The sequence below is a fragment of the Peribacillus frigoritolerans genome (genome assembly GCF_040250305.1).
In the GTDB taxonomy this organism is placed as follows: domain Bacteria; phylum Bacillota; class Bacilli; order Bacillales; family DSM-1321; genus Peribacillus.
This window is the reverse complement of record NZ_CP158190.1, coordinates 58,336-82,311: the sequence shown is the minus strand read 5'-3', so window position 1 is coordinate 82,311 and position 23,976 is coordinate 58,336. Positions and strand designations below refer to the sequence as shown.

General features: G+C 41.8%; 21 protein-coding genes and 2 tRNA genes. 2 read left to right on the top strand and 21 right to left on the bottom strand.

The window, feature by feature from the left end:
* Positions 1-151: 151 nt before the first annotated feature.
* The 6 genes from ftsH to spoIIE form a co-directional block, all read right to left on the bottom strand.
* Positions 152-2,212, bottom strand: coding sequence for an ATP-dependent zinc metalloprotease FtsH (gene ftsH / locus ABOA58_RS00415; RefSeq protein ID WP_350300858.1), 2,061 nt, complete (start codon positions 2,210-2,212; stop codon positions 152-154).
* Positions 2,213-2,329: 117 nt separating this feature from the next.
* Positions 2,330-2,869 (bottom strand): hypoxanthine phosphoribosyltransferase, encoded by a 540-nt coding sequence (gene hpt, locus ABOA58_RS00410; RefSeq protein WP_137018539.1) that lies wholly within the window; start codon positions 2,867-2,869, stop codon positions 2,330-2,332.
* 32 nt (positions 2,870-2,901) lie between these two features.
* Positions 2,902-4,296 (bottom strand): tRNA lysidine(34) synthetase TilS, encoded by a 1,395-nt coding sequence (gene tilS / locus ABOA58_RS00405; RefSeq protein WP_350300857.1) that lies wholly within the window; start codon positions 4,294-4,296, stop codon positions 2,902-2,904.
* Between the two features lie 93 nt (positions 4,297-4,389).
* Positions 4,390-5,388: a protein kinase domain-containing protein gene (locus tag ABOA58_RS00400; RefSeq protein ID WP_350300856.1), complete on the bottom strand. Its 999-nt coding sequence runs from the start codon at positions 5,386-5,388 to the stop codon at positions 4,390-4,392.
* Positions 5,354-6,091 (bottom strand): VWA domain-containing protein, encoded by a 738-nt coding sequence (locus ABOA58_RS00395; RefSeq protein WP_137018537.1) that lies wholly within the window; start codon positions 6,089-6,091, stop codon positions 5,354-5,356. The genes ABOA58_RS00400 and ABOA58_RS00395 overlap by 35 nt, the downstream gene beginning before the upstream one ends.
* 181 nt (positions 6,092-6,272) lie before the next feature.
* Positions 6,273-8,747 carry a stage II sporulation protein E gene (gene spoIIE, locus ABOA58_RS00390; RefSeq protein WP_350300855.1) on the bottom strand — a complete coding sequence of 825 codons (2,475 nt, stop codon included), beginning with the start codon at positions 8,745-8,747 and terminating at the stop codon, positions 6,273-6,275.
* 327 nt (positions 8,748-9,074) lie between these two features.
* Here spoIIE and ABOA58_RS00385 point away from each other — a divergent pair.
* A tRNA-Met gene (locus ABOA58_RS00385) sits at positions 9,075-9,148 on the top strand.
* 20 nt (positions 9,149-9,168) lie between these two features.
* Positions 9,169-9,240 (top strand) — tRNA-Glu (locus ABOA58_RS00380).
* A gap of 164 nt (positions 9,241-9,404) precedes the next feature.
* Here ABOA58_RS00380 and ABOA58_RS00375 read toward each other — a convergent pair.
* The 15 genes from ABOA58_RS00375 to ssuD all read right to left on the bottom strand — a co-directional run bounded on the left by ABOA58_RS00375 (position 9,405) and on the right by ssuD (position 23,969).
* The gene (locus tag ABOA58_RS00375; RefSeq protein ID WP_101225920.1) at positions 9,405-9,860 is read right to left on the bottom strand and encodes a S1 domain-containing RNA-binding protein; all 456 of its coding nucleotides are present in this window, start codon (positions 9,858-9,860) and stop codon (positions 9,405-9,407) included.
* An 80-nt stretch (positions 9,861-9,940) separates the two neighbouring features.
* Positions 9,941-10,327, bottom strand: coding sequence for an FtsB family cell division protein (locus ABOA58_RS00370; protein ID WP_101225919.1), 387 nt, complete (start codon positions 10,325-10,327; stop codon positions 9,941-9,943).
* Positions 10,328-10,340: 13 nt separating this feature from the next.
* Positions 10,341-10,973, bottom strand: a complete 633-nt coding sequence (gene yabQ, locus ABOA58_RS00365) for a spore cortex biosynthesis protein YabQ (RefSeq protein WP_350300854.1) — start codon at positions 10,971-10,973, stop codon at positions 10,341-10,343.
* Positions 10,970-11,278 carry a sporulation protein YabP gene (yabP, locus tag ABOA58_RS00360; protein WP_101225917.1) on the bottom strand — a complete coding sequence of 103 codons (309 nt, stop codon included), beginning with the start codon at positions 11,276-11,278 and terminating at the stop codon, positions 10,970-10,972. Before yabP ends, yabQ begins: the two co-directional genes overlap by 4 nt.
* Before the next feature lie 76 nt (positions 11,279-11,354).
* Entirely contained in the window at positions 11,355-11,618 is a 264-nt protein-coding gene (locus ABOA58_RS00355) for an RNA-binding S4 domain-containing protein (protein WP_034316386.1), read from the bottom strand.
* A gap of 23 nt (positions 11,619-11,641) precedes the next feature.
* Complete coding sequence (mazG, locus tag ABOA58_RS00350; RefSeq protein WP_350300853.1) at positions 11,642-13,114, bottom strand: nucleoside triphosphate pyrophosphohydrolase; 1,473 nt, start codon at positions 13,112-13,114, stop codon at positions 11,642-11,644.
* A complete protein-coding gene (locus ABOA58_RS00345) occupies positions 13,107-14,729 on the bottom strand; it encodes a putative polysaccharide biosynthesis protein (protein WP_350300852.1) in 1,623 nt (540 codons plus the stop codon). The genes mazG and ABOA58_RS00345 overlap by 8 nt, the downstream gene beginning before the upstream one ends.
* Before the next feature lie 179 nt (positions 14,730-14,908).
* Positions 14,909-15,445 (bottom strand): stage V sporulation protein T, encoded by a 537-nt coding sequence (spoVT, locus tag ABOA58_RS00340; RefSeq protein WP_063574550.1) that lies wholly within the window; start codon positions 15,443-15,445, stop codon positions 14,909-14,911.
* Between the two features lie 188 nt (positions 15,446-15,633).
* Positions 15,634-19,170 carry a transcription-repair coupling factor gene (mfd, locus tag ABOA58_RS00335; RefSeq protein WP_350300851.1) on the bottom strand — a complete coding sequence of 1,179 codons (3,537 nt, stop codon included), beginning with the start codon at positions 19,168-19,170 and terminating at the stop codon, positions 15,634-15,636.
* 160 nt (positions 19,171-19,330) lie between these two features.
* Entirely contained in the window at positions 19,331-19,561 is a 231-nt protein-coding gene (locus tag ABOA58_RS00330; RefSeq protein ID WP_034316319.1) for an anti-sigma-F factor Fin family protein, read from the bottom strand.
* Between the two features lie 105 nt (positions 19,562-19,666).
* Positions 19,667-20,227 carry an aminoacyl-tRNA hydrolase gene (pth, locus tag ABOA58_RS00325; RefSeq protein ID WP_350300850.1) on the bottom strand — a complete coding sequence of 187 codons (561 nt, stop codon included), beginning with the start codon at positions 20,225-20,227 and terminating at the stop codon, positions 19,667-19,669.
* A 252-nt stretch (positions 20,228-20,479) separates the two neighbouring features.
* Positions 20,480-21,118 (bottom strand): 50S ribosomal protein L25/general stress protein Ctc, encoded by a 639-nt coding sequence (locus tag ABOA58_RS00320; RefSeq protein ID WP_350300849.1) that lies wholly within the window; start codon positions 21,116-21,118, stop codon positions 20,480-20,482.
* 170 nt (positions 21,119-21,288) lie between these two features.
* Entirely contained in the window at positions 21,289-22,041 is a 753-nt protein-coding gene (locus ABOA58_RS00315; RefSeq protein ID WP_350300848.1) for an ATP-binding cassette domain-containing protein, read from the bottom strand.
* A gap of 13 nt (positions 22,042-22,054) precedes the next feature.
* Positions 22,055-22,828 (bottom strand): aliphatic sulfonate ABC transporter permease SsuC, encoded by a 774-nt coding sequence (gene ssuC / locus ABOA58_RS00310; RefSeq protein ID WP_350300847.1) that lies wholly within the window; start codon positions 22,826-22,828, stop codon positions 22,055-22,057.
* Positions 22,803-23,969 (bottom strand): FMNH2-dependent alkanesulfonate monooxygenase, encoded by a 1,167-nt coding sequence (gene ssuD, locus ABOA58_RS00305; protein ID WP_350300846.1) that lies wholly within the window; start codon positions 23,967-23,969, stop codon positions 22,803-22,805. The genes ssuC and ssuD overlap by 26 nt, the downstream gene beginning before the upstream one ends.
* Positions 23,970-23,976: the final 7 nt, after the last annotated feature.

The following is a 23,976-nucleotide window of genomic DNA, read 5'->3' as shown; positions in this document are numbered from 1 at the left end:
ATCACTCCGGTAAATTATTCTCCAACATCATAACACACTGTTATTTCCCACGCTATTAGTCGCACTTTTCGAATGGTAACCAAAAAACTTTATCATAAGAGTTAAGAAAAGGGTATTTCCGAGGCGGAAATACCCTTTTGAATTTAGTCACTTAAGACTTTTTATTGTCATCTTCGTTCGGGAAGGAAAGCGGCTGATCTTGAGGTGCACCTTCTTTGATTGGAGGAGTATTCAATCCTTCCTCCGTTATTTCAAGGTCCTCAGGTCCTCTTTTATCCAACGGATCTAATAGGGCCTCTTTTTCTTCCTTCTTCTTATTGATGTTCACCTTGACATTCTCATCAGTGGTTAAGTTCCCATTCAGTGCCGTATAATCACGTTCTGGCAATTTACCTTTATGGAATAAACTTTTGATTTGTTCAGCATCAAGTGTTTCCACTTCAAGCAGGGTTTTTGCAACCAAATCAAGTTTTTCACGATTTTCAGTAAGGATCTTCTTACATCTTTCGTATGCTTCCTTGATGATACGTTGAATTTCAAGATCGATTTCATATGCTATTGCATCTGAATAGTTTTGATCATTGTTGAAATCGCGGCCTAGGAAGACCTGACCTTGAGAGTTACCGAATTGAAGCGGCCCAAGCTTACTCATGCCATATTCCATAACCATGCTCCGAGCTATGCCCGTTGCACGCTGGAAGTCGTTATGCGCACCGGTACTCACTTCTCCGAATGTAACTTCTTCGGCTACACGGCCACCCAATAGTCCTACGATTTTATCTTTAAGCTCAGGTTCCGTCATGAAGAAACGATCTTCTTTCGGCAGCATAACTGCATAACCGCCAGCTTGACCACGAGGGACAATCGTAACTTTATGAACGACTTCGGCATCATCCAGAACCAATCCAATAATGGTATGGCCTGCTTCATGCCACGCTACGATATTTCTTTCCTTTTTGGAAATGACACGGTTTTTCTTGGCAGGTCCAGCGATAACACGATCCGAAGCTTCATCCAAATCGGACATGTCGATCTTCTTCTTATCTTGACGGGCAGCTACAAGAGCCGCTTCATTCAGTAAGTTTTCAAGATCGGCACCAGAAAATCCTGGAGTACGCTGAGCGATCGCTTTCAAATCGACTGTTTCTGCTAAAGGTTTATTGCGCGCATGCACTTTCAGCACTTCTTCACGGCCCTTGACATCAGGGCGGCCTACCGTTATTTGACGGTCAAAACGTCCTGGACGCAATAATGCCGGATCCAATACATCAGCACGGTTAGTCGCAGCAATGATTATGATTCCTTCATTACCACCGAAACCATCCATCTCCACCAGGAGTTGGTTCAATGTCTGTTCACGTTCATCGTGACCGCCACCAAGACCTGCTCCACGTTGACGTCCGACTGCATCAATTTCATCGATAAAGATGATACATGGTGCATTCTTCTTAGCATTTTCAAACAAATCACGAACACGGGATGCACCGACACCCACAAACATCTCAACAAAATCAGAACCACTGATTGAGAAGAAAGGAGTTCCGGCTTCACCAGCTACTGCTCGTGCAAGTAAAGTTTTACCTGTACCAGGAGGCCCAACTAAAAGTACCCCTTTAGGAATCCGGGCACCAAGCTCGGCATATTTGCGAGGGTCTTTCAAGAATTCAACGACCTCGACAAGTTCCTGCTTTTCTTCGTCCGCTCCGGCAACATCATTGAAGCGTACTTTTTTCTTATCATCATTATACAATTTCGCCTTACTTTTCCCGAAGTTCATGACGCGGCCACCACCGCCGCCTTGAGCTTGGTTAAGTAAAAAGAAGAAGAGGATAAAAATGATTACAAATGGAATGATGGAAGTGAAAAATGTCACCCAGCCACTTGTCTTTTCTGGAGGTTCGACATTGATGATGTCTTTTCCCAGCTTGGTTACAGCGTCATTGATCCGGCTTTGCGAATACTCACTGAAAGGCACGTACGTCACAAAGAATTTGTTTTCCTCATAACCTTTGAGCTTTCCTGTGATTTCAAATACACTGCTTTCGGGCTGCATCGTAAGTGATGTAACGTCCCCACTCTCCAAATGCTTATAGAATTCATCTTGGGTCAATTTTACGTTTGGTTCATTGTTATTATTAAAAATACTTACAATCCCAATGATGACCAAAAAGATCAGTAAATAAAATATGGTATTACGGAAGATCCGATTCATCCCTTACCTCCTCCCACGGGTAAACAAACTATAGTAAATACTATCATACAAAATTAATGAATTACAATAATTTAACACCGCTGTTTTTATCTGGTCTTCTCTTTCAAACAGGTACGATTAATTCGAGTAAATTTCAGGCTTCAATATGCCAATATACGGGAGATTACGATACTTTTCCGCAAAATCAAGACCATATCCGACAACAAATGCATCCGGTACGATGAACCCGGCATAGTCCGGAGTGATATCCGCTTTCCTGCCTGTTGGTTTATCCAATAAGGTAACGATTTTAATTGATTTTGCTTTTCGGTAACGGAAAAGTTCCGCAAGATAGCTAAGAGTCAAACCGCTGTCGATAATATCTTCGATGATTAAAATATCCCGGCCCTCAACTGATGTATCAAGATCCTTGATGATTTTCACTTCACCGGAAGATACAGTGGAGTTACCATAGCTTGAAACATCCATAAAGTCCATTTCAAGATGTGTATCAACGCGTTTCAGTAAATCTGACATAAATGGCATGGCGCCTTTCAGCACTCCGATGGCCAACGGGAACTTACCTTGGTAATCAGCTTCAAGCTGCGCACCCAATTCCCTGATTTTCTTTTGAAGTTCTTCCTCTGTTATTAAAACCTTTTCAATGTCGTTTTGCATGGTCATTGTAATTAATTGCCCCCCATGAAGAATTAAGCTTTTTTATATTCTAAGTAGATTAAAGATTTTTCATCAGAAATTATATCCGGCTCAACGTTCGATTTCTTTAAACCAGGCAGCCAAATGACCGTTCCAGTTTGATCGATGATGACCGGCCACACATTTCTTTCTAGCATCGGGATCTTTTCATTAATAAAAATATCCTTTAACTTTTTAGTTCCACCTAATCCCTTGACGGCCATCCGCTCGCCTTCATTCCTGGTTCGGACTGTAAGAGGAAGCTGAACAGCTGATTCGGGAAGTATAAAAGAATGATTTCCTCTAAGCACCGGAATTTCTTCTTTTATATAGTGCGCTTTAATCTTATATCCATTCGGAAGAATAGTCTCACCGGGAATTTGTAATTTAAAGGAATATTTATGGCTTTTTTGCCGGAAAAACCTAAACGTGCAAGTTTGATATGATTTTTCCGCAATAAGGCCCTCCGGAAGATGCAATTCTGCAGATGGTTGAGGATTCAAAAACAAAACTAAAAGTTGGTCAATATGTAATGCCGAAAGCGATGAAGGTCTCTCCAAATAAAGATAGTTTAATATTAGTTGAATCGCCCTTCTTTGTAAAGGTTTAGGCATCGCGAGAACCTGATCAATCTGAATAACCGCTTGATCTTTATCCTGTGTGATCCAAACATCGGACATTTTGCTTGAAACCAAGTTCAAAAAAAACTCTTCATCTTCATAAAGCTCTTCACTGAATCGTTGAAAATGCTCATGAACCTTGCCGTTTTCTTTCTTTAAAAACGGAAGGACTTCATGTCTAAAACGATTTCTTGCATAGACACCCGTTTCATTGCTCGGATCAAACCTTGGTTCGATATCATGAAGGCCCGCATATTCGATTATTTGGCTTTTCGTGATTTCAAGAAAGGGCCTGATCAGATTTCCGGAATGGAAACGTCTCTTTATAGGAATACCTGCCCTTGCCTTCCCTGTCGCCCCTCTTGTTAAACGCATGAGCATCGTTTCGATTTGATCATCTCCATGATGCCCCAGGACAAGAGTGGAGGCTTGATGCTTATCCATCATTTCTTCATAAAAAGCAAAACGCAGCTTTCTTGACGTTATTTGTGAACTTTCCCCCGTCTGTTTCATCCGGGCAGGAACATCGATCCTTTTTCCCTCAAATGTAATGCCCCACCGTTCACATATATGCTCGACATATTTATAATCCTCATAGGATTCTTCACCACGAAACATATGGTCAACACTTGCAACGATCATCTCGTAATGAAAAAGAGATTGAATTTCCTTAAGGATATGGAGAAGCACCAATGAATCCGGTCCTCCGGAAACGCCTATTAGCAACTTCGAGTTTTCCTTAATCAATTCGTTTCTATAAATGGTGCTCAGAACTTTTTCCTTTAACATACAATCTTCCTTCTTTATGAACAGGCATTAGTTTTATACGATTCAATCATGAAATTGTTTCATTTATTCCATGGCATTCACCTAATAACTATATCATAACAACTGTTCATATATGTAAAGAACATAGAGCATCGATATGATGGCAACCAGCAAAAAAGTTTCAAAAAAACCGCCACTTTTCTTTTTTGAATGGTTTTGGGACCTTCTTGCTTGTCTTGTTGCAGGTTGAATTGTTTGTGACTGGCCGGTAGCTGCCTGGGTCGTACCCTTTTTCTTCGAGTGATTTTGCTTACTTAGCACCGTGACCAAATCCTCCCGCATTTGGAGGGCAGAATCATACTGCCCGTGAAGTGCTTTATCCAACATCTTTCTATATGGGTGTAATTCCTTTTTCTGCTTAATCAAGTCGTTAAGCTGTCTATACCCCTCCCCTTGCTTGTGGAAACGTCCAGGATAGGCCGAGTTGATTATAATCATTGCCACAGCGAACAAGTCATATTGCGGATCTGCCCTTCTTGATCCGAGTCCCCAGTAACCCCTGTCAAAGAACTCGGTGAATTCTTTAACAGATCGCCCAATTAAGGTAGTTCCGCCTACATCCACGCACCTCACCTTATAGGCTGGTGAAGTCACGATCAAATTCTCAGGTTTTAAATCGCCGAACACCCAGCCATTGGTATGCAAGGCAGACAAGCTGGTTAAAAGCTGAAGCATTAAGACTCCAATCCATGATGACCCTTTCTTATCGATGAAACGCAAAAAATCGTGTCCGTGGATATATTCCATGACATAAAAAGGGAGCTGCTTTCCTGTTTTCATGAAATCATCCGCTTCCAAAAAGGAAGGTCCAAGGGTAGACCCCTGGACCTTTGAAAAGGATTTTAGGATATTCATCTCCGAAATAATGGACGTCCCATTATCACTGAGCTTTAAAGCATAATGACGATTTTTGCTTTCAACCAAATAGACGATCCCGTTCGCTCCACACCCCAATTCCTTAATTATTTTGTACTGGTTTTTATTCCATTTTCCAGTGACCAAACTGCCAGGCAGGAGTTTACATTGATTCCTCAAAGTATTGTTCATCATCATGTGATAACAATCCCCTCAATGAACGTTTTTTATTGAAATATGTTAAAGCTTCACGAATGGCTGGACCTGTCGGAGTGAGTCCCCCTGTACTAAGCTTAGGAAAAGTTGCCGTCAGGGCTTCAAGGTTCGGGGTCCAATCCAGCAACTTTTCAACATCATTTCTTTTCCCAGGAAATACGAATACGGAAAAACGGCTGTCACCCATTCTTGCATTCATGCTAAGGGAAAGATCTAATAAGGAATCTTTTACTGTAGGCAGTTTGTGTTTCATGCTTGCACTGGTATCAACAAGAATCAGTACTTCGAGCTTGCTCGTTTCCCCAAGCTCATCGACCACCTCCATCACTTCTCCTCGTTTATCCGGCGGAAGATCCTCCATCGTTTTTGAATCTCCAAGTATTTGTTGAAGTTCGCGATTGATAACTCCCTGTATAGTTTGAGTCATTGCCTTTTGTGTCACCATTTGGACGGTTTGGGACAACTGCTGGGCATAGACTATTTGACTTACGCCACCTCCTGAACCAGCAATCTTCTCGATCTCCTTAAGACCCTTTTCATCTATCACATCATTTTCCATGACACCTATGACATTGATGGTTATGCCTTGCTTCCTTGCTAATTCAGCCATGGCAGACGGCTCCTCACCATGATTTGAGCATCCGTCGGTTATAAGCAAAATCTGTTTTAATGTTCCTGCTTTCATGTTTTGCTCTCCCTTCCTATCAATTTGTTACCATAATTGACTAAAAAGGGGGAATTTATACGCTAAGACATCGCATCAAGTCACATCATGGAGCGGAGTGATTGAAAAGTCTCTTTACCTTTTAACCTTCTTCCATTTCACCACCTCATTTTTGGTTTTATTTATTATATATATAAACGGCCTACTGGGCCTTTTTGCGTTTTGGAGAAACGGGAATGGATGCCCATTTCGGTGTGTTATGCTTGATTTTCGATGTTACCACTGTCATGTCATCATCTATGATCCCTTTTGTTCGGATGACCTCTTCCAATATTAAATCAGAGATTTCCTGCGGATCGTCTGTTTCCATTTCCTTGATTTTCCGTTTAAGCCAGAACTCGATATTTTCAACATGTGAGGGTCCATCGAACACTCCATCGCTCATCATGATTAGTATGTCCCCTGCCTTGAGCTCTTCTGATACAACATCAACATCGAAATCCTGGATGATTCCCATAGGGAGATTACTTGATTCAATTTTTATTATCCTATCCCCCCTTTTAATGAAACTCGGTATCGAACAGATTTTTAAAAACTTAGCCTTTGCGTCCTGAAGATCAATCATTGCCAAATCAAGAGTCGAAAATATTTCATCGGTAGTGCGTAGAGATAATACGGAGTTTACGGATTTAATGGCTATTTTTTCTTCAATTCCCGATTGTAAAAATTTTTGAAGCAGCTTCAATGTCTCTGTACTTTCAAAATGGGCCCTTTCCCCATTTCCCATCCCATCACTAATGGCTATTGCGAATTTGCCGCAGCCAATTTCCATGGTCGTATGACTATCTCCTGATACAAGCCCTCCCCCCTTGGCAGCATGAGCCACACCCGTTTCGACCGTGAATTTTTTTGCTGACCTAAATATCACCTCACATTGCCCGTTTGGATACGTTGCACACTCTTCTGAATGAACGACTATCGTTTCCCCTAAAATGTCAGAAAGCATAGGTGCAATCAATTTTTCACATTCCCCTCTGCCCTGGCAGTATGGGACACTCATCTCTATATCAACATTCCCTTGTTCTAGACTGTATATTTCTACATACCCTATGTGCAGGCCAAAATCCTGGATGGCTTCCAAAATGGATTCTTCATGTACATGATGATTCTTCCTTTCCCTTTGAATTTCTTTCGCAAAATCATCCATTACTGCCGAAACGCCCCGCAGTTGATCCGCAACTAGCTTCCGGCTTTCCTTCACCTGCCTTTTTAATTTTTGGTTTGCTTCAAAATAAGTAAGCTCCTGTGATATCGCCCCAATGACCTGAGGCCCGCGGCTACAATATTTCCCCCATTCCTTCGAAGTCTTTTGGGGGAGCTGACCATTATTTTCACTTAATTGAAGCATAATTTCCTGCATGCCGTCATAGGTTGTATTAAAGTTCTTGGACCAGCACTGTTCCTTTTTAAAACAAAGCTGGCACGTCTTTTCCGTTACATTACTTAAGAAGTAGTCGAATTCTTTCTCATCTTCCTCCAATCTCCCTCTTTCATCCACTTGGGAAAAGCTATTGGAGAGCGCCTCAAATACATGAGAGAATTGCTCCACCCTTTGAGCGGTGACATCTCTCACTTTTCGGGCATACTGCTGCTGTTCATCAGAATTCTCGACTGTTCCCGGTATATGTTTCGCTATTTTGTTGATTATGGATGACGGTGTCAATATAAATAGGGCCACAGCTATAATTGATTCATAGAGTGTCACCATAATATTGCTGGTGCCCTCACCATATAAACCTATCAGTAATGTAGCAATCATGAGGCCGCTAGCAACCCCTATCTTCCTTCCCTCCTTCAACAAACCGCCCAGAAGCCCGGAAAAAGCGAGAAGACTCATTTGATAGAGACTAGCAATACTTGCCAGGCTGAATATCAATCCAGTAACTACACCTACAGTGGAGCCTATGGCGGCCCCTCCCGCCAGCCCGAAGAGGAGGACCAAGTATCGCGAGAATATATGGTCGAGTGATAGATCGTATATCATCCAGCCGATGGTTCCGGTCATCACTGAGGCCAGCAGGATGATGATGCTGACGATTTCCTCCGTCTTTAATGATTGGGACTTTGTCCGAATGGTCAGCAGCGGGATGGACTGTATGAAGATTAAAGTTAATATCATTGCGAGTCCCGCCTCTACTCCTATCATCATTAAGTCGTACAGCTGAATCGTTCGGAATACCAGATATTGCTCTGCCAGGTTGACCAGGAATAGTGAAGCGAAGACGTACATCGACATCGTCTTGAATTGTCCTTCCACGGCGGGCTTCTTGATCTTATGAAATAACAGGAGCAGGAACGCCGATGCAAAGATGACTAAACTATTAGAGTAGTGAACGGTCAGCCCACCTGCAATCAATCCGAATAAAGCAAGTGGTGCCCTGTCACGTCTCATGAGAAACACGGCTGCGAAAAACGGAAGTCCAAATGGTGCCAGCTGCGAAAGAATTAATGCCCGTCCTAATAAAAAACCAATAATTGCTAAAGAGATACCTTTTTTTATAAATATGTCTTCCGACTTCATTTGCAGTTGTTGGATCCAATTGATGGCCCCTGCCTTCGCTTCTTTTAACTGAACATCACCAAGAGGTTCCATCATAGGTCTTTCTACTTTTTCCATTTCAACACCCCATTCGTATTAGTGATTTTTATTATATAGAGGGCTTGTTTATTTTTTTGTCAGAATTTTATAAGCAGATAAGAAAAACGTTCGACGAAATTCTTCTAGAACAATCATTTGTATACAGGTTTTTGTGCCTTTTTTTCCAATACAGAAACGGGTGTTCTTTTTTTTTTGAAGAAAAGCAAAGTTTTTAGGTTATTTTTGCGGAAAATAACACGAATAAATAATCGGGAAATGGAAACCGACAAACTTTATTTTTTTTGTTGACATTTATTCTTCACGAATGTAAGATATAACTTGTGCTTCAGTAGCACTTACCATTATGGCGGCGTAGCTCAGCTGGCTAGAGCGTACGGTTCATACCCGTGAGGTCGGGGGTTCGATCCCCTCTGCCGCTATCTTTTTTCTTGAAAATAATGGCCCGTTGGTCAAGCGGTTAAGACACCGCCCTTTCACGGCGGTAACACGGGTTCGAATCCCGTACGGGTCATCAAATACAAAAGCGCCTCTGCACACTTATCTCATTAAGTGTACAGAGGCGCTTTTTTTATGTTGTTGATAATTAAAAGAAGACAAGCCGGCAAGCTTGCCTTTATCTACACTATGAATAATTTCACAGGAAAAGTTGCTAAACTATTATTTTCAGCAGCAGTTTTATCCGCGTCTTCCTCCTCGACCTCCCCGTTTCGTTTCGGTGCTACGTTTAAGGGTCGTTAAGCGGTCTTCGCTATCTTTTAAGAATTTAGCCATTTTTTGCTCAAAGTTTTCCTTCGGTTGGAAACCATTACCTTTCGAGCGGAAGTCTTTGGAACGGCTGTCATTCCCTCTTCCTTGGCGCGGACGTGGTGTGTATGCAGGTTTTTGCTCAGCTTCAGGACGGTCTATCGCTTTTTTTATGGACAAGCCAATCTTGCCATCTTTAACATTGATGACTTTCACCTCAACTGTATCGCCCACTTTTAAATGATCATTGATATCCTTGACGTAGTTATCAGCCACTTCACTGATATGGACAAGACCGGTTGAACCTTGAGGTAGCTCTACAAATGCACCAAAATTAGTTATGCCTGTTACTTTACCTTGTAACTTGCTGCCTACTTCGATTGACATAAAAAAAATGTTCCTCCTTAGAAATGTTAAAAAATCTCTTCACTCTATATTATAACGAAAGTAAAAAAACAGTGTCAATATTAGTCACTATCTTCCTTCCCTTTTGGAAGGGTAAATATGATTTCGCCTTTTTCAGATAAGAAATAATCCCGTCTGGCTATTTTCGCTATATAGTCGTCGTCATTAAGCTTTACGATTTCTTCTTTAAGAAGGGTCTCGTCTTTTTTCAATTCAGCTAACTTTCCCTTCAATTCTTCCTTCTGTTGTACTTTCTCATCCAGTGCAACATTTTGCGTTATGAGGGTGGAAACGGCAAAAATCAAAAAGACAGCGGCGAAAACTGAGTAAAGAGTTAATCTACGCATTAGACCACGCTTCTTTTTTTCTACGGTTTGTACTTTTTTCTCTTGTTGAGCGACGTAGGGATTTTCTATTTTTGCCACTTTCCTTTTACGCAGGCTACTCATTTTTTATCGCTCCTCATTTCTTTTTATTTCTCCATCTATTTAGCGTTCTAAATATAGAATTCTTTATTTTCAATAAAATCCCTTTTCCTTTATTATAAAACTTCCCGACGTTTTTCGTAACAAAAACCGGCAATAAATTCCATAAATAGATCAGAATCCATTTTAATGGCCTCCAGAAAATATTCAAAATAAAGAGAAGTATTTTCCCCGCCCATTTTAATAATGCTAAAACGAACTTACCTATCCCGAATATAATGGCTATTACAGATACTATTACCCATTTTATCGGAACAAATATCAGCATGTGAACCGAATTCGTTATAAATCTCGCCAACTTTATCACAAGTATTATCAAAAACTCTAAAAAACGTTGATAGAAACCTTTGAAAAGTGCTTGATAAGCTGAAAAACCGCATAATAAGGCCAAAAATAAATAAAGGCGAAACTCTCCCTCATTCACTAAAAACAAAACATAAAAAATAAGGAGACCCTGAATGATCCAGAAAAGGAAGTCATGGATGAATACAATCCACCTTTTCCTTTCTGAACGTTTCAGGAACCGGCTATACGTATCCAGGGCAGCTCCAAAGCCACTGCCCATGCCTATCATCGCAAGCAACGTATAAAATTGAATCGTTAAGGTCATTTGAACAATTTGCCAAAGAAGCCTTTAGCTTTCTCCCCTGATTGCTCATCTAAATAAACAAGGTCGAAAATCTTTCCTTTAATGGAGACGATGCCTTTATCAACGTCTAAATTCTTCATTTGCAAGTTTTGGCCCCGGATAGATAAGAATCCCATTACAGTTTCGAGCAGAAACTCCTCATTATCAAAACTTTCAACTTGTTTGACACCGGTAATATCAAGTAAACGGCGGCCTTTCATCGTTACATCATGCTCTTGGGTTGTTCCCTTTGTGTAACCAGCATTCGGATCATTATATTGGCTCATTTTTTCATCCCTCACAGTACCACTGATTTTGTACAAGTGTATGTCCGTGGGAGCGGAATTAGAACCAAGCCTGTCCTTACTCCTCCGCTAGCTTTTCTTCCTTAACGATGGTATACATATCTGCAGCCGCTTCTTTTTTCGTCGTTTCTTGAATTTTATCGACACGTACCGTAACGAGCTTTTGACCGAATCGTACAGTCAATTCATCGCCATCTTTCACATTCGAACTTGCTTTGGCCTGTTGTCCGTTAATCGTGATTCTCCCTTTATCCGCAACCTCTTTCGCAAGTGTGCGGCGCTTGATCAACCTCGAAACTTTTAGGAATTTATCCAATCTCATCGACATTAAAATCTCTCCCTTAATTAAAGTCCTTTAGCTTTTGCTTCATCCCAATATGAATCCAGTTCTTCCAATGTATAATCCTCAAACTTTTTGTCTGCCCTTTGAATGCACTCTTCTATATATGTAAAACGCCGGTGGAATTTCTGGTTTGCTTTGTAGACGGCTTCTTCCGCTTGTATGTCATAATAACGTGAAATGTTGACAAGCGCAAAAAAGAGGTCGCCCAGCTCTGATTTTATTCTTTCGACATCCCTGTTCGGGCTTAATATTTCCGCTTCCAATTCCTGTACTTCTTCCCTGACCTTTTTCCAGGCTTCGGAAACCTCATCCCAATCAAATCCAACCTTTGCAGCCCTTTTTTGGTACTCTTCGGCCCGAAGTAAGTTTGGCAGCGATTTCTCAATCCCATCCAGTATGGATTGCAGAGCTTTTGTTTCGCTCCCTTTTTCATTCTCTTTGATTTTCTGCCAGTTCACTAATACATCTTCCTCGCCGTTCACTTCAACATCTCCGAATACATGAGGGTGGCGTCGAATCATTTTCGCCGTAATGCCTTCAATCACATCGTCTATCGTGAACATGCCCTCATCTTCACCGATTTGTGAATGAAGCATCACTTGAAGCAGTACATCCCCAAGTTCACCAACCATGCCCTCATCGTCCTCTTCATCGATGGAATCAATCAGCTCATATGCCTCTTCTATTAGATATTTCTTCAAGCTTTCATGAGTTTGTTTCTTATCCCAAGGACATCCGTCAGGACCTCTAAGTTCTGCGATGACCTGACGCAGCTTAGAAAACTCCCTGTATCGTAAAGCTTCTTCACTAACAGGCGGGACATAAACACTCGTCAAGTTACTTAACTCCATCTGACGGTCGAGTTCGAACAGAGCGCATTTTGTCACTTTTTCCTGACTGCTTCCTGCCGCTGTAACGATATATACCTCGTAGTCATCCGGTAGCTTTTCCATTAAAGTCAGCTTCACATTGGACGCACTGAATGCGTCATACACCTGTCCGATTATCATATGCTGGGTAATGTGCAAATCATCTGGTGAAAGATCTGTTCCATCCAATAGCTGGAACCCTTCAATCGGATCGATTTTAACAGCCTGAAACAAGGGATCAAGGAAACTTTGCCCGCCTTCCAGCTTAATGGCTATTCCAAGAGCCGGACCCTTTTCGAGCAAAAGCTGAACCGTTTTTTCCGCTACCATAGGATGCCCCGGAACTGCATATAGAACGGAACGGTTTGAAGCCTCTTGTAATAATGTTCCGGCAATTTCTTCATATACCGCTTCAAATTGGTCGTGCTTTTCATATATCCCGTCAAACGCCGTGAAATTGATTCCTTCCCTTTTCAAATCCCCGATTACCGGATGATCAATCGTTCTGACAAAGCATTGTTCTGTTTGTAGCAATTTTTTATAAATTCCTAGTGGAAGCTGATCTAAATCCCCTGCACCAAGGCCTATTATCGTAATCTCATTCATGATTTCGTATACTCCTATTCGTTATTATAAATCGTTTAAGCTTTGAACCTGCAGGTATAAGTGCAAGTTCTTCTTCACCAATTAAGCCTGCACGAATGGCAGTCATCACAAAAACGGCTGCACCGATCCCTACACCGGTCAAAGCTTGGATCGTAGCTAACAACCGGCTCTCGCTTTGGGCCATCAATTCGAATAAGCCATTGAATAAAACAACGGCCGTACCCATGTAAACAGTACTCTTCAAGATTATTAACACGTGCTTCTTTTCAATTAATGTCTTTTTAATATGTACTCTCAATACCACATAAAATAATACAGTCATGATCATAAACGCAAGCACTGTTGCCGAGGCTGCTCCCGCGATTTTATAATGGGGCACCAGGACAAGGTTCAAAGCCCACTTGCTGACTACCCCCACAAGCGTAATGATCACCGGTATGAACGAATAGCCTAAGCTTTGAATCACTGCCGCTTCTGCCATTATGATGGATGTGAATAAAATCGATAAAGAGAAAATTGCTAAAGTAATGGTCCCTTTAACATCCGTGAACAGCATATGATTGACAGGCTTCATCGTCACCACCAACCCGATCGCAGCTGCGAGTCCTATCGTCGCACTTACACGAAGCGCCAATTTGATTTTATTCAATAATTCATGTTCACTTTTCCTCTGAACGAATCCGGATATTACAGGTACAAGCGCCAATGCAAAAGAATTAGCCACGACTGTGCCTAGCTGAAGCAAAGGCTGTCCCCGGTCATATACCCCTTTCCATTCTTTGGCTTCCTTTTCCCCCATCCCCGTTTCCCTTAGAAGGGAATATAGGTGCAGTGAATCGACAAACTGAAACAAGATAAGGATCAAGCCAGTTATGCAAAAGGCCAACCCTTGAAAAATCAGGACTTTTGAGATTTTGATGAAATTTACCGGTTTGATTCTCATTTGTAAAAAGAGCTTCCATTCTTCTCTTAAAATAATGAAAGCAATAAGCAGTACCAGGCCAGTTATGCCGCCTGTTATCGAACCGAGGACCGCCCCCTTGCCGACAACATAATCAGAGTAGTCCTGATACACGAATATTGTGGAAAGAACCAGTATCGTCAACACACGGATGCATTGTTCAGCGACCTGCGAACTTGCCGTCGGTAACATGTCGTTTATTCCTTGAAAATAGCCTCTTAAAACAGATGAAATCGGCATTAATAGATAAGAATAGGCAACGATTCTCAGCAGACCGGCTAAATGCGGATCCTTCATCCATCCAGCAATCCAATCAGCGCCAAGGAACAGTGCAGCAAACATCATGACTCCTATCGAACTTAAGACGATGAATGATGTCATTAAAATGTCCTTGACAGCAAAGTTATTTTTGGAAGACTCCCGCTCAGCAATAAGTTTGGATATGACTACCGGAAAGCCGAGTGTTGATAATGTAAAAGCAACACCGTAAAAGGGGTAGACCTGTTGATAGATATAAAACCCGATGTCACCCGCAATGTTCTGATAAGGTATGCGATAGGCCGCACTCAATACTTTTACGATAATCGCAGCTGCGCTCAAAATCAGTGCACCTCGAAAAAGTTCATTTGATGTTTTATTAGGCTTTTCAGCCATTCTTTTTTCCCCTTTTCACTCATATGTGGTAGTTATTATAGCATAATTCTAATGGTTATTTTTCGATTCTAGCCATACTGTTAATTATTTTCCATATCCACTTCTTTTTTTGAAATTGCAAAAAGGACAGCGCGATTGCTGCCCTTTCCACCTTTAAAAATATAATGGCATGTCCAAGGTTACTGTTCCATTTGTCTAGCTAGGAAGCTTGCTGCTGTTTCAACCGATTTCTGTTCCACTTCACCAATGGTACTATCTTTAGAGAAAATCAAGACTGCACCAATCGGGTCGCCACTCGCAATGATCGGAGCTGCAGTATAAGATTGGACCTCTTCATCATTGGAATCAACGAATGAAACTTGTCCGTTCGGAGATTCGAGGACAGGATTTCTTTCTTCCATGATTTTTTCCACTAGTTCACTAACACTTTTATTTAAGTATTCTTTTTTGGAGCCGCCTGCCACTGCAATGTAAGTATCCCTGTCACAAATCATAACTGGGTTTCCAAGGCTATCATAAAGTGCTTCTGCATATTCCCTAGCAAAATCGCCTAATTCACTAATAGGGGAGTATTTCTTTAGGATGACTTCTCCATCTCTATCCACAAATATTTCCAGTGGATCTCCTTCACGGATACGGAGGGTCCTGCGAATTTCTTTCGGGATGACGACTCTTCCTAAATCATCAATTCGGCGAACGATACCAGTTGCTTTCATCTAATGTTGCCTCACTTTCATCTAATTGATTTGATAAATCCTCATTTTGTAGCAAAATCATCACCAGCTATTGTACTTAGTATTTTTCTAATGGTAAGTTCTATGCACTTTGAAAAAATTTTTCTTTTTGTTGCATTTTTTTACCATGGTACCTAAAAAAATTTCTCCAAGAGGACTATCATTCAATTTTAGTTTTTTGTGGCTTGCGTCTCTTTTTTTACATACTGTAAACCCTTGGTCATCTCAAATAAGATATTAAGCCATTTGCTTTGTTCTACGCCTTTTATGTGCAGGACCAGCTTCATTCTATTGCCGTCCATGCCGAAGCCGACCATACGGCCATACTTCGATCCCAGCTCGAACACCTTTTGTCCATCCACATCGCTGCTGACCTTTTCCCTAAGGATAATGCTGATTTCCTGCTTTAATTGTTTAATGCTTTCAATTCCGGCCTTTTCAGCATATACCTTCATTTCGGCAATCATGAATAAATAGGAAACTTCTTCTGGATACTCTCCGAAACGATCGATCATTTCATCCTGTAATTCTTCCACTTCTTCTAGCGAAGCAATACCTCTGAACCTTTTATACATTTCTATTTTCTGATGTCCATCCATTATGTAGGCATCAGGGATATAAGCATCCACTTCAACGTCGATTTCAAGGGTGTTCTTTTCTTCGGCTGGCTGGTCATTACGTTTCGCATCTACCGCTTCTTTCAACATTTGTGAATACAGATCAAAACCGACTGAATCAATGAAGCCATGTTGTTGAGCCCCTAGAATGTTTCCGGCTCCCCTGATGGATAAATCACGCATCGCGATTTTGAACCCTGAACCCAATTCTGTAAATTCCTTAATGGATTGAAGACGTTTTTCTGCCACTTCCGTCAACACTTTATCTTTCCTATAAGTGAAGAATGCATATGCCACCCGATTGGATCGTCCTACACGCCCACGCAGCTGATAGAGCTGTGAAAGTCCCATTCTATCCGCTTCATTCACGATAAGCGTATTGACATTCGGAATATCGACACCCGTCTCTATAATGGTTGTACTTACCAAAACATCATATTCACCTTCTAAAAAGCCGAACATGACGGCTTCCAGTTCTTGCTCTGTCATTTGCCCATGAGCAAAGGTGACACGGGCATCGGGCACCAGCATGGAAATTTCTTCTGCTTTTCTTGCTATATCCTCTACCCGATTGTAAAGGAAATAAACCTGACCACCCCTGGCCAATTCCCGTTCTATCGCTTCCGTTACCAATGAGCCATTATACTCCATGACATAAGTTTGGATCGGGAACCGGTTCTCAGGCGGTGTTTCGATGACGGACAGATCCCTCACGCCCAACATGGACATATGAAGTGTCCTCGGAATCGGCGTCGCAGTCAAAGTCAGTACATCCACATTAGTTTTTAACCGTTTGATCTTTTCCTTATGTGTAACGCCAAAGCGCTGTTCTTCATCAATGATAAGCAATCCCAAATCGCGGTACACGATATCTTTGGATAAAATCCTATGCGTGCCAACCACGATATCCACCGTGCCGGCCTTCAATCCTTTAATCGTTTCGGTTTGCTGTTTTTTAGTCCGGAAACGGCTCATATGACCAATCGAAATCGGATAATCTTGAAAACGCTCCCTTAATGTTTCATAATGCTGCTGGGCGAGGATTGTGGTCGGAACAAGAAATGCAACCTGCTTGCCATCCATTATGGCTTTAAAAGCGGCTCGGATGGCCACCTCTGTCTTCCCATATCCAACATCACCGCATAATAAACGATCCATCGGCCGTTCCCGTTCCATATCCTTTTTGATTTCGACTATGGAACGTAATTGATCTTCCGTTTCGTTATAAGCGAATGATGTTTCGAATTCTCTCTGCATATCACCATCAGGTGAAAAGGCATAGCCCTTTGCCGCTTCCCTCTCTGCGTATAACTTGATTAAATCATCGGCAATGTTCTCAACAGATGATTGAACCTTGCTTTTGACACGTTTCCATTCCGTTCCGCCTAGCTTATAGAGCTTCGGTTCTTTTCCTTCAGAACCGACATATTTTTGGACAAGATCAATTTGGTCGACAGGAACATACAATTTGTCATCCGCTTGATAACGAATATTCAGGTAATCTTTATGGACCCCATTTATCGTAAGGGTTTCAATACCCAAGTATTTACCGATACCATGATTAACATGAACGACATAGTCACCGATCTTCAGTTCGGAATAACTCTTGATTCGCTCCGCATTCGATAGTTTCTGTCTCCGTACTGATTTCTTTGACTTTTTATTAAACAATTCCGTTTCCGTGATGATACTGAACTTTTGCATAGGTAATTCAAAACCGCTATTCAGACTGCCGCGTAAAATCTGTACTTTACCTGGAAGAATGCTGTTCGCATTAAACAGTTCTGCTGCCTCTATATCATAATCGGCTAAAACCGAATGCAGCTTTTTTACCCGTTCTTCATCCTGTCCAAGTATGACGACTGTATATTTCCCTTTTTTCCACCGTTCCAGTTCAGCTTTGAACACATTCATCTGTCCATGGAAATTTTGCATTTGTTTACTGGCAAAATTCAGGATATTCTGAGGATTCGTATGCGGTACATGCCGTAAAAACAATGAAAGGTATACAAACGGCCTGCTGGATTTCACTATTAATTCCTGCATGGGATGAGCCAATTTTATGTCATGGATAATTTGTCCCTGACTTAAAAGGTCTGTGTACCACCCAGCCTCTTCCTTTTCCAATGAATCATTGATTTCCTGGATTCTACTGATTTCATCTAAGAAAACCAAACCATTTACCGGTAAATAATCTATTAAACTAGCTGGATCTTCATACGCTAAACTTAAGTATTTAAAGATTTTGTCGGGTATATTCCCCATTTTCAGCTGTTCAAGTTCATAACTGACCGTTTGAACCAGCTGTTCCTTGGTTTTCTCGTCTTTAAGTTTCTTCAAGCTTTTACTTAATCCGCTCTCGAGCCTTGTTATGATTCTTTCGATATGCTCCGTCTCTAGCAAAGCCTCACTGACGGGACCAATCGTCACCTTCTTGAGTTTCTCGATGGATCGCTGATCTTCACTTGAAAAGGTCCTTATTGAATCTATTTCGGTATCGAATAATTCAATTCGTATTGGATTAGGTTCGGTGATCGGATAAATATCGATGATGCCGCCCCTGATACTGAATTCACCTGGAGAAGCAACCATTTCAGACCGGTTATAACCCATGGCAATGAATTTATTAAGCGTTGGTTCAAGCTCGATATCTTCCCCTAAATTAAACGTTAGCTGATGCCTCTTCCAAATATCCTTTGGAGGAAGCACACGACGCACCCCTGGAATTGGCGCAATGACAATCCCTTTCTTTCCTTCCGCCCAAAAGTTCAATGCCTCTACACGTTGAGCCCTTAATTCCGGGCTGGCTACACTCAAATCAGCCGCGATCAATTCATTGGCTGGATATATATATAATTCTTCCTCGGGAATGAAACTGGATAAGTCCTCTTGGAATTTTTGTGCTTGCAATAAATTATGGGTAACCAATAAAATAGGCCTATTCGTCTTTTCATATACGGAAGCCAGCAATAGTGATCTCGAGGAACCTGTCAGACCAGAGACGATTTGCTCCTTAAGTCCTTCATCAATGCCGGCTATTAACGAATGAACATCATCTTGTTTGGAGAACAAGTTCTGTAATCCATTCATTTTCTTCCCCCCTCTCTTAACGTGCGAAAACCATTTGAAATCTTTGTATTAGAACTTGGCCAATTAACCAAGCGTCCTTTTTATTAACGGCATTTTTTTGTGCCCTGGTATTCCAGACAAACGGAAAAATGCTTTGGATTTTGTCCAAAGCCCTCTCCCGCTAATGAATAATATAATCGTTTTCATATAAATCAGGGTTTCTTTGCAGCGATTCATGACAGTCTTCACATATCGCCCTTACATGCATATCCCCTTCAGAATCATAAACGATCATCTCTTGTCGCTCTTCATCGGTAAGTTGATTAAAACCTAACTGCTCCGTACTCAGTGAGTGTGCCTCGATTGAGCCCAGCTTAGTTCCGCAATGTCGGCATCGATAATGGAGAGCCATTTGGTAACCCCCTATTTTAGTAATAGTGTTAGTATGTACAAAAGTAGAGGGGTTTTATTCAGCGAAACAGGAAGATATTATTCTTTACTTATATCTACTCTCTGCTTATTGGTTATATTCGTTCATGACCTGTAGAAATGGTTTTTCCAACCAGGCTTCACAAGAAGCTGCGCTTTTTTCGATCGTTGCCCCGACATGATCCCATTCTTCAGGCGAAAAACGCCCTAAAACATAGTCAGATACCGGAATACGGCCAAGCGGGCGGCCAATGCCTATTCTGATTCGATTGAATTCCTGTGTACCCAAATGGGCAATTGAAGATTTTATCCCATTATGACCGCCTGCACTTCCTTTTTGACGAAGGCGAAGCTTCCCTGGAGGCAAATCAAGGTCATCATATATAATGACAACATCCGCGATATCCACCTTAAAGAAATGCATGACAGCCGAAATGGATTCCCCTGACAAATTCATGTAGGTTAAGGGTTTAAGCAATAAAACTTTTTCTCCCTTCACCATTCCCACACCATAGATCCCCTTATGCTTTGCTTGATCAAGTGGGATCGACCATCTTTTGGATAACTCATCTATTACTTCAAATCCGACGTTATGCCGAGTTTTTTCATATTGTTTACCTGGGTTCCCTAACCCTACAATAATTTTCATGATTCACACTCCGTCATTACCGTTATTTAGGGAGTTACGCTGGGACGAAGTTTTTCCAAGATCATTGACCTTAGAAAAATAGTACCCTAATTTCAAGCTTGCCTGCAAGCGACCGGAGAACTAATTAGGAAAAACCCTAATTAAAGAAGTCAATCATGGTCCGGCTTAAATGGATGCATCCAGAGATTGAAAAGACGTAACTCGTTAAGAGCTACGCCTATTATATCACGATTCACTTGTTTAATCCCGGCATCATGACTCTGGTGATGCCTTGGTTTCCCTGCCTTCTTCATTTTCAGGGATACCGCCATCTTGCTGTTCACCTGTACTTATTTCCTCTTCCTGGCGAGGAGCCAAAACAGATGCAACGACTTCTTCACCATCATTGCCGATTGTAACTTGTTTATTCGTTTGGATATCGGATATGTAGATTGTATCCCCTACCTGAAGTTCGGTAACGTCAACATCGATGGAGTCAGGAATGTCATTAGGTTTAGCCGTAACCGTCACTTCATGAAGAGACTGCTGAAGGACCCCGCCGTCTTTCACGCCTTTACAAACACCGACAAGGTTAATGCGAACTTGTGCCTGTAATTGGGCGGACATATCTACAATTAAAAAGTCTGCATGATAAATGGAGTTCTTTATTGGATCCTTTTGATAGTCAGAGAGCATGACTTTATAATTCTTACCTTCCAAGTCCAATGAAATGATTCCATTACGGCCTATTTCCTTGATTGTCTTTTGAAGCTCAATATTATTGACTGAAATGGCCGTACTGTCATTTTTATTGCCATATACTATCGCAGGGATTTCGCCGTTTTCTCTCAAATTCCTTAAATTAGAGTGTTTTGAATCCGTACGTTCTTTCGCAGCTAATATATTACTCATACATCCTCCGCCTTCCTGAATATGAATTGCAAGTTTCTCTATATTTAACATTTCCCTAAATGGCGAATCATTAAACATGAAAGGTAAAATCCGAAGGGAGCAAGAAGGTGATAAACATATGGTAAACATAGGTATTTTCTGCAAAATCTTTTTTCATTTTTTTCTCTGATTCAAGCGTGAATCGCCTTTTTTTCCATTTCCCCCTCAACTTGCATCACCCGGTTAAGGATTTGGACTGCTAGTGATGAATATTGAATGCTATCCTTTTTCCGCGGTCTCGGCAGATTGATTTCCTTATTCATGACGACTTTGCCTTCTTCGATTAATATGACACGGTCGGCAAGCATTACGGCTTCTTCAACATCATGTGTAACAAGCAAGGCAGTAAAGTCCCTTTTCCTCCATAGCTCCTCAATCAGCCTTTGCATGCCAATTCTCGTCAAAGCATCCAATGCCCCCAACGGCTCATCCAAGAGGAGTATGTCAGGCTGGTTCACCAATGCCCTCGCTAATGCCACCCTTTGTTTCTGCCCCCCAGATAAAACGGACGGCCACTCATTTGCTCGATCTGCAAGGCCCACTTGCTCCAGTAATTCCATAGCATTTGGCCTCCAATCCCCTTTTAAGCCTACACCAATATTTTCAAGGATTTTTTTCCAAGGAAACAGCCTTCCATCCTGGAACATCGTACGTGACGATTTATTTAATCCATTCAATGGCTTTCCATTCACCAGTATCTGCCCGCCCGTCGGCTGTTCCAGTCCTGCCACAAGACGAAGCAAGGTGCTCTTTCCACACCCACTCTTACCGACAATGGCTACAAATTCCCCTTTTTTAAATGTGAGGTCCATTCCCTTTAATACTTCAAACTCCCCAAAATCCTTTCTTACACCCTGCAACTCCAACGAATTACCATTTATCATATTAATGACCTCCTCATTGGTATGATGGATGCCACTTTAAGCATCTTTTTTCAATTAATTTGGCCGCAACGTCCGATATTTTTCCCAATAAGGCATATAAGAGAATACTGAGAACAACAATATCCATCCTCATGAATTCCCGGGCATTCATTGCCATATATCCTATTCCGGAATTGGCGGATATTGTTTCTGCGACAATTAATGTGACCCACATGATTCCAAGGGAGAAGCGGATACCCACCAAAATGGATGGAAAGGCTGCAGGGAGGATCACATTCCAGAATAAAGAAAAACCACTTAACCCATAAACCCTTGCCGCTTCAATTAAATCCTTATCCACCGATTTCACTCCATGAAATGTATTTAAGTAGATAGGAAATAGAACCCCTAAAGCGACAAGGAAAATTTTCGCTTCTTCTTCTATACCAAACCATAGAATCACCAGTGGTATTAAAGCTAAATGCGGAATGTTACGCAACATCTGAAGCGATGTATCGAATAAGCTTTCAGCAATGGATGATAATCCATTTAACAACCCTAGTACAAAACCAATGACCCCGCCGATTAAAAAGCCGATGAATGCCCGCTGAGCACTGATGCCGATATAATCTATAAGTTCCCCTGTTTTCAATAAAGCGACGCCAGCTTGAAAGACTTCAGTCGGGGCAGGCAATATCCGTTCCGACAGAATCCCCCACAAAGACAGCAGCTGCCAAGTTACCAAAAGGAGAATGGGCACAAGCCATGATATGAGGTGGAACCTATTGAACTTTTTGTTTAACTTCATCTTCAATTTCACTTCCTTTTGTAGGGTAGTGGTCATTTGCCAGTATTTCCCCGAATGGACTCGTCGCTTTCGAAACAGGAACTTGCTGCTGTTCGACAGGGAGTAAAGGGAATAATAATTCCGCCACACGGTACGCTTCTTCCAGGTGAGGGTACCCGGATAAAACAAAGGATTCTATTCCGATTTCTTCATATTCCTTCATTCTGGCGGCAACATTTTCCGCACTTCCGACTAGTGCTGTACCGGCACCACCGCGCACTAGACCTACACCCGCCCATAAATTTGGACTGATTTCGAGTGAATCCCTGCTTCCATTATGAAGTTGCGACATCCGCTTCTGTCCCACTGAATCAAATCGCTCAAAAATCTTTTGTGAATTTTCAATCATTTCATCATCCACATATTTAATGAGTTCGTCCGCTGCCTGCCAAGCTTTTTCTTCCGTTTCTCTTACAATGACATGCATGCGAATGCCGAATCTGACTTCACGTCCGTACTCGGCTGCTTTTTTACGTACCTTTTCAATTTTTTCAGCAACTTGCACCGGCGGCTCACCCCAAGTCAAGTAGACATCAATATGCTTTCCCGATATATCGATGGCTGGCTCGGATGAACCTCCGAAATAGAGCGGTGGGTACGGTTTTTGTACAGGTGACAACAGAATATTCCCGCCTTCAACCTTTAGATGCTCCCCTTCATAGTCCACACTCTCACCAGACATTTCCCTTCTCCAGATATCGAGAAATTCATTTGTTTGCTCATAGCGTTCCTCATGATTTAGAAACACGCCATCACCTGCCAATTCGACTGGGTCCCCCCCAGTTACAACATTGATCAAAAGACGGCCATTCGACAACCGGTCGAAGCTTGAAGCCATACGCGCAGCCAAGGTTGGCGACATTAAACCTGGACGGATCGCAACTAAAAATTTCATTCTTTCCGTTGCAGAAATCAATGAAGAACCAACTACCCAAGCATCCTCACAAGACCGGCCTGTTGGAAGCAAAGCCCCTTCAAAACCTAAATGATCGACTGCCTGTGCAATTTGTCTTAAATAAGGAAGTGTAATCGCTCTCCCTCCCTTTGTCGATCCTAAATAGCGACTTTCCCCATGTGATGGCAAAAACCAAAATACTTTCATTTTATTT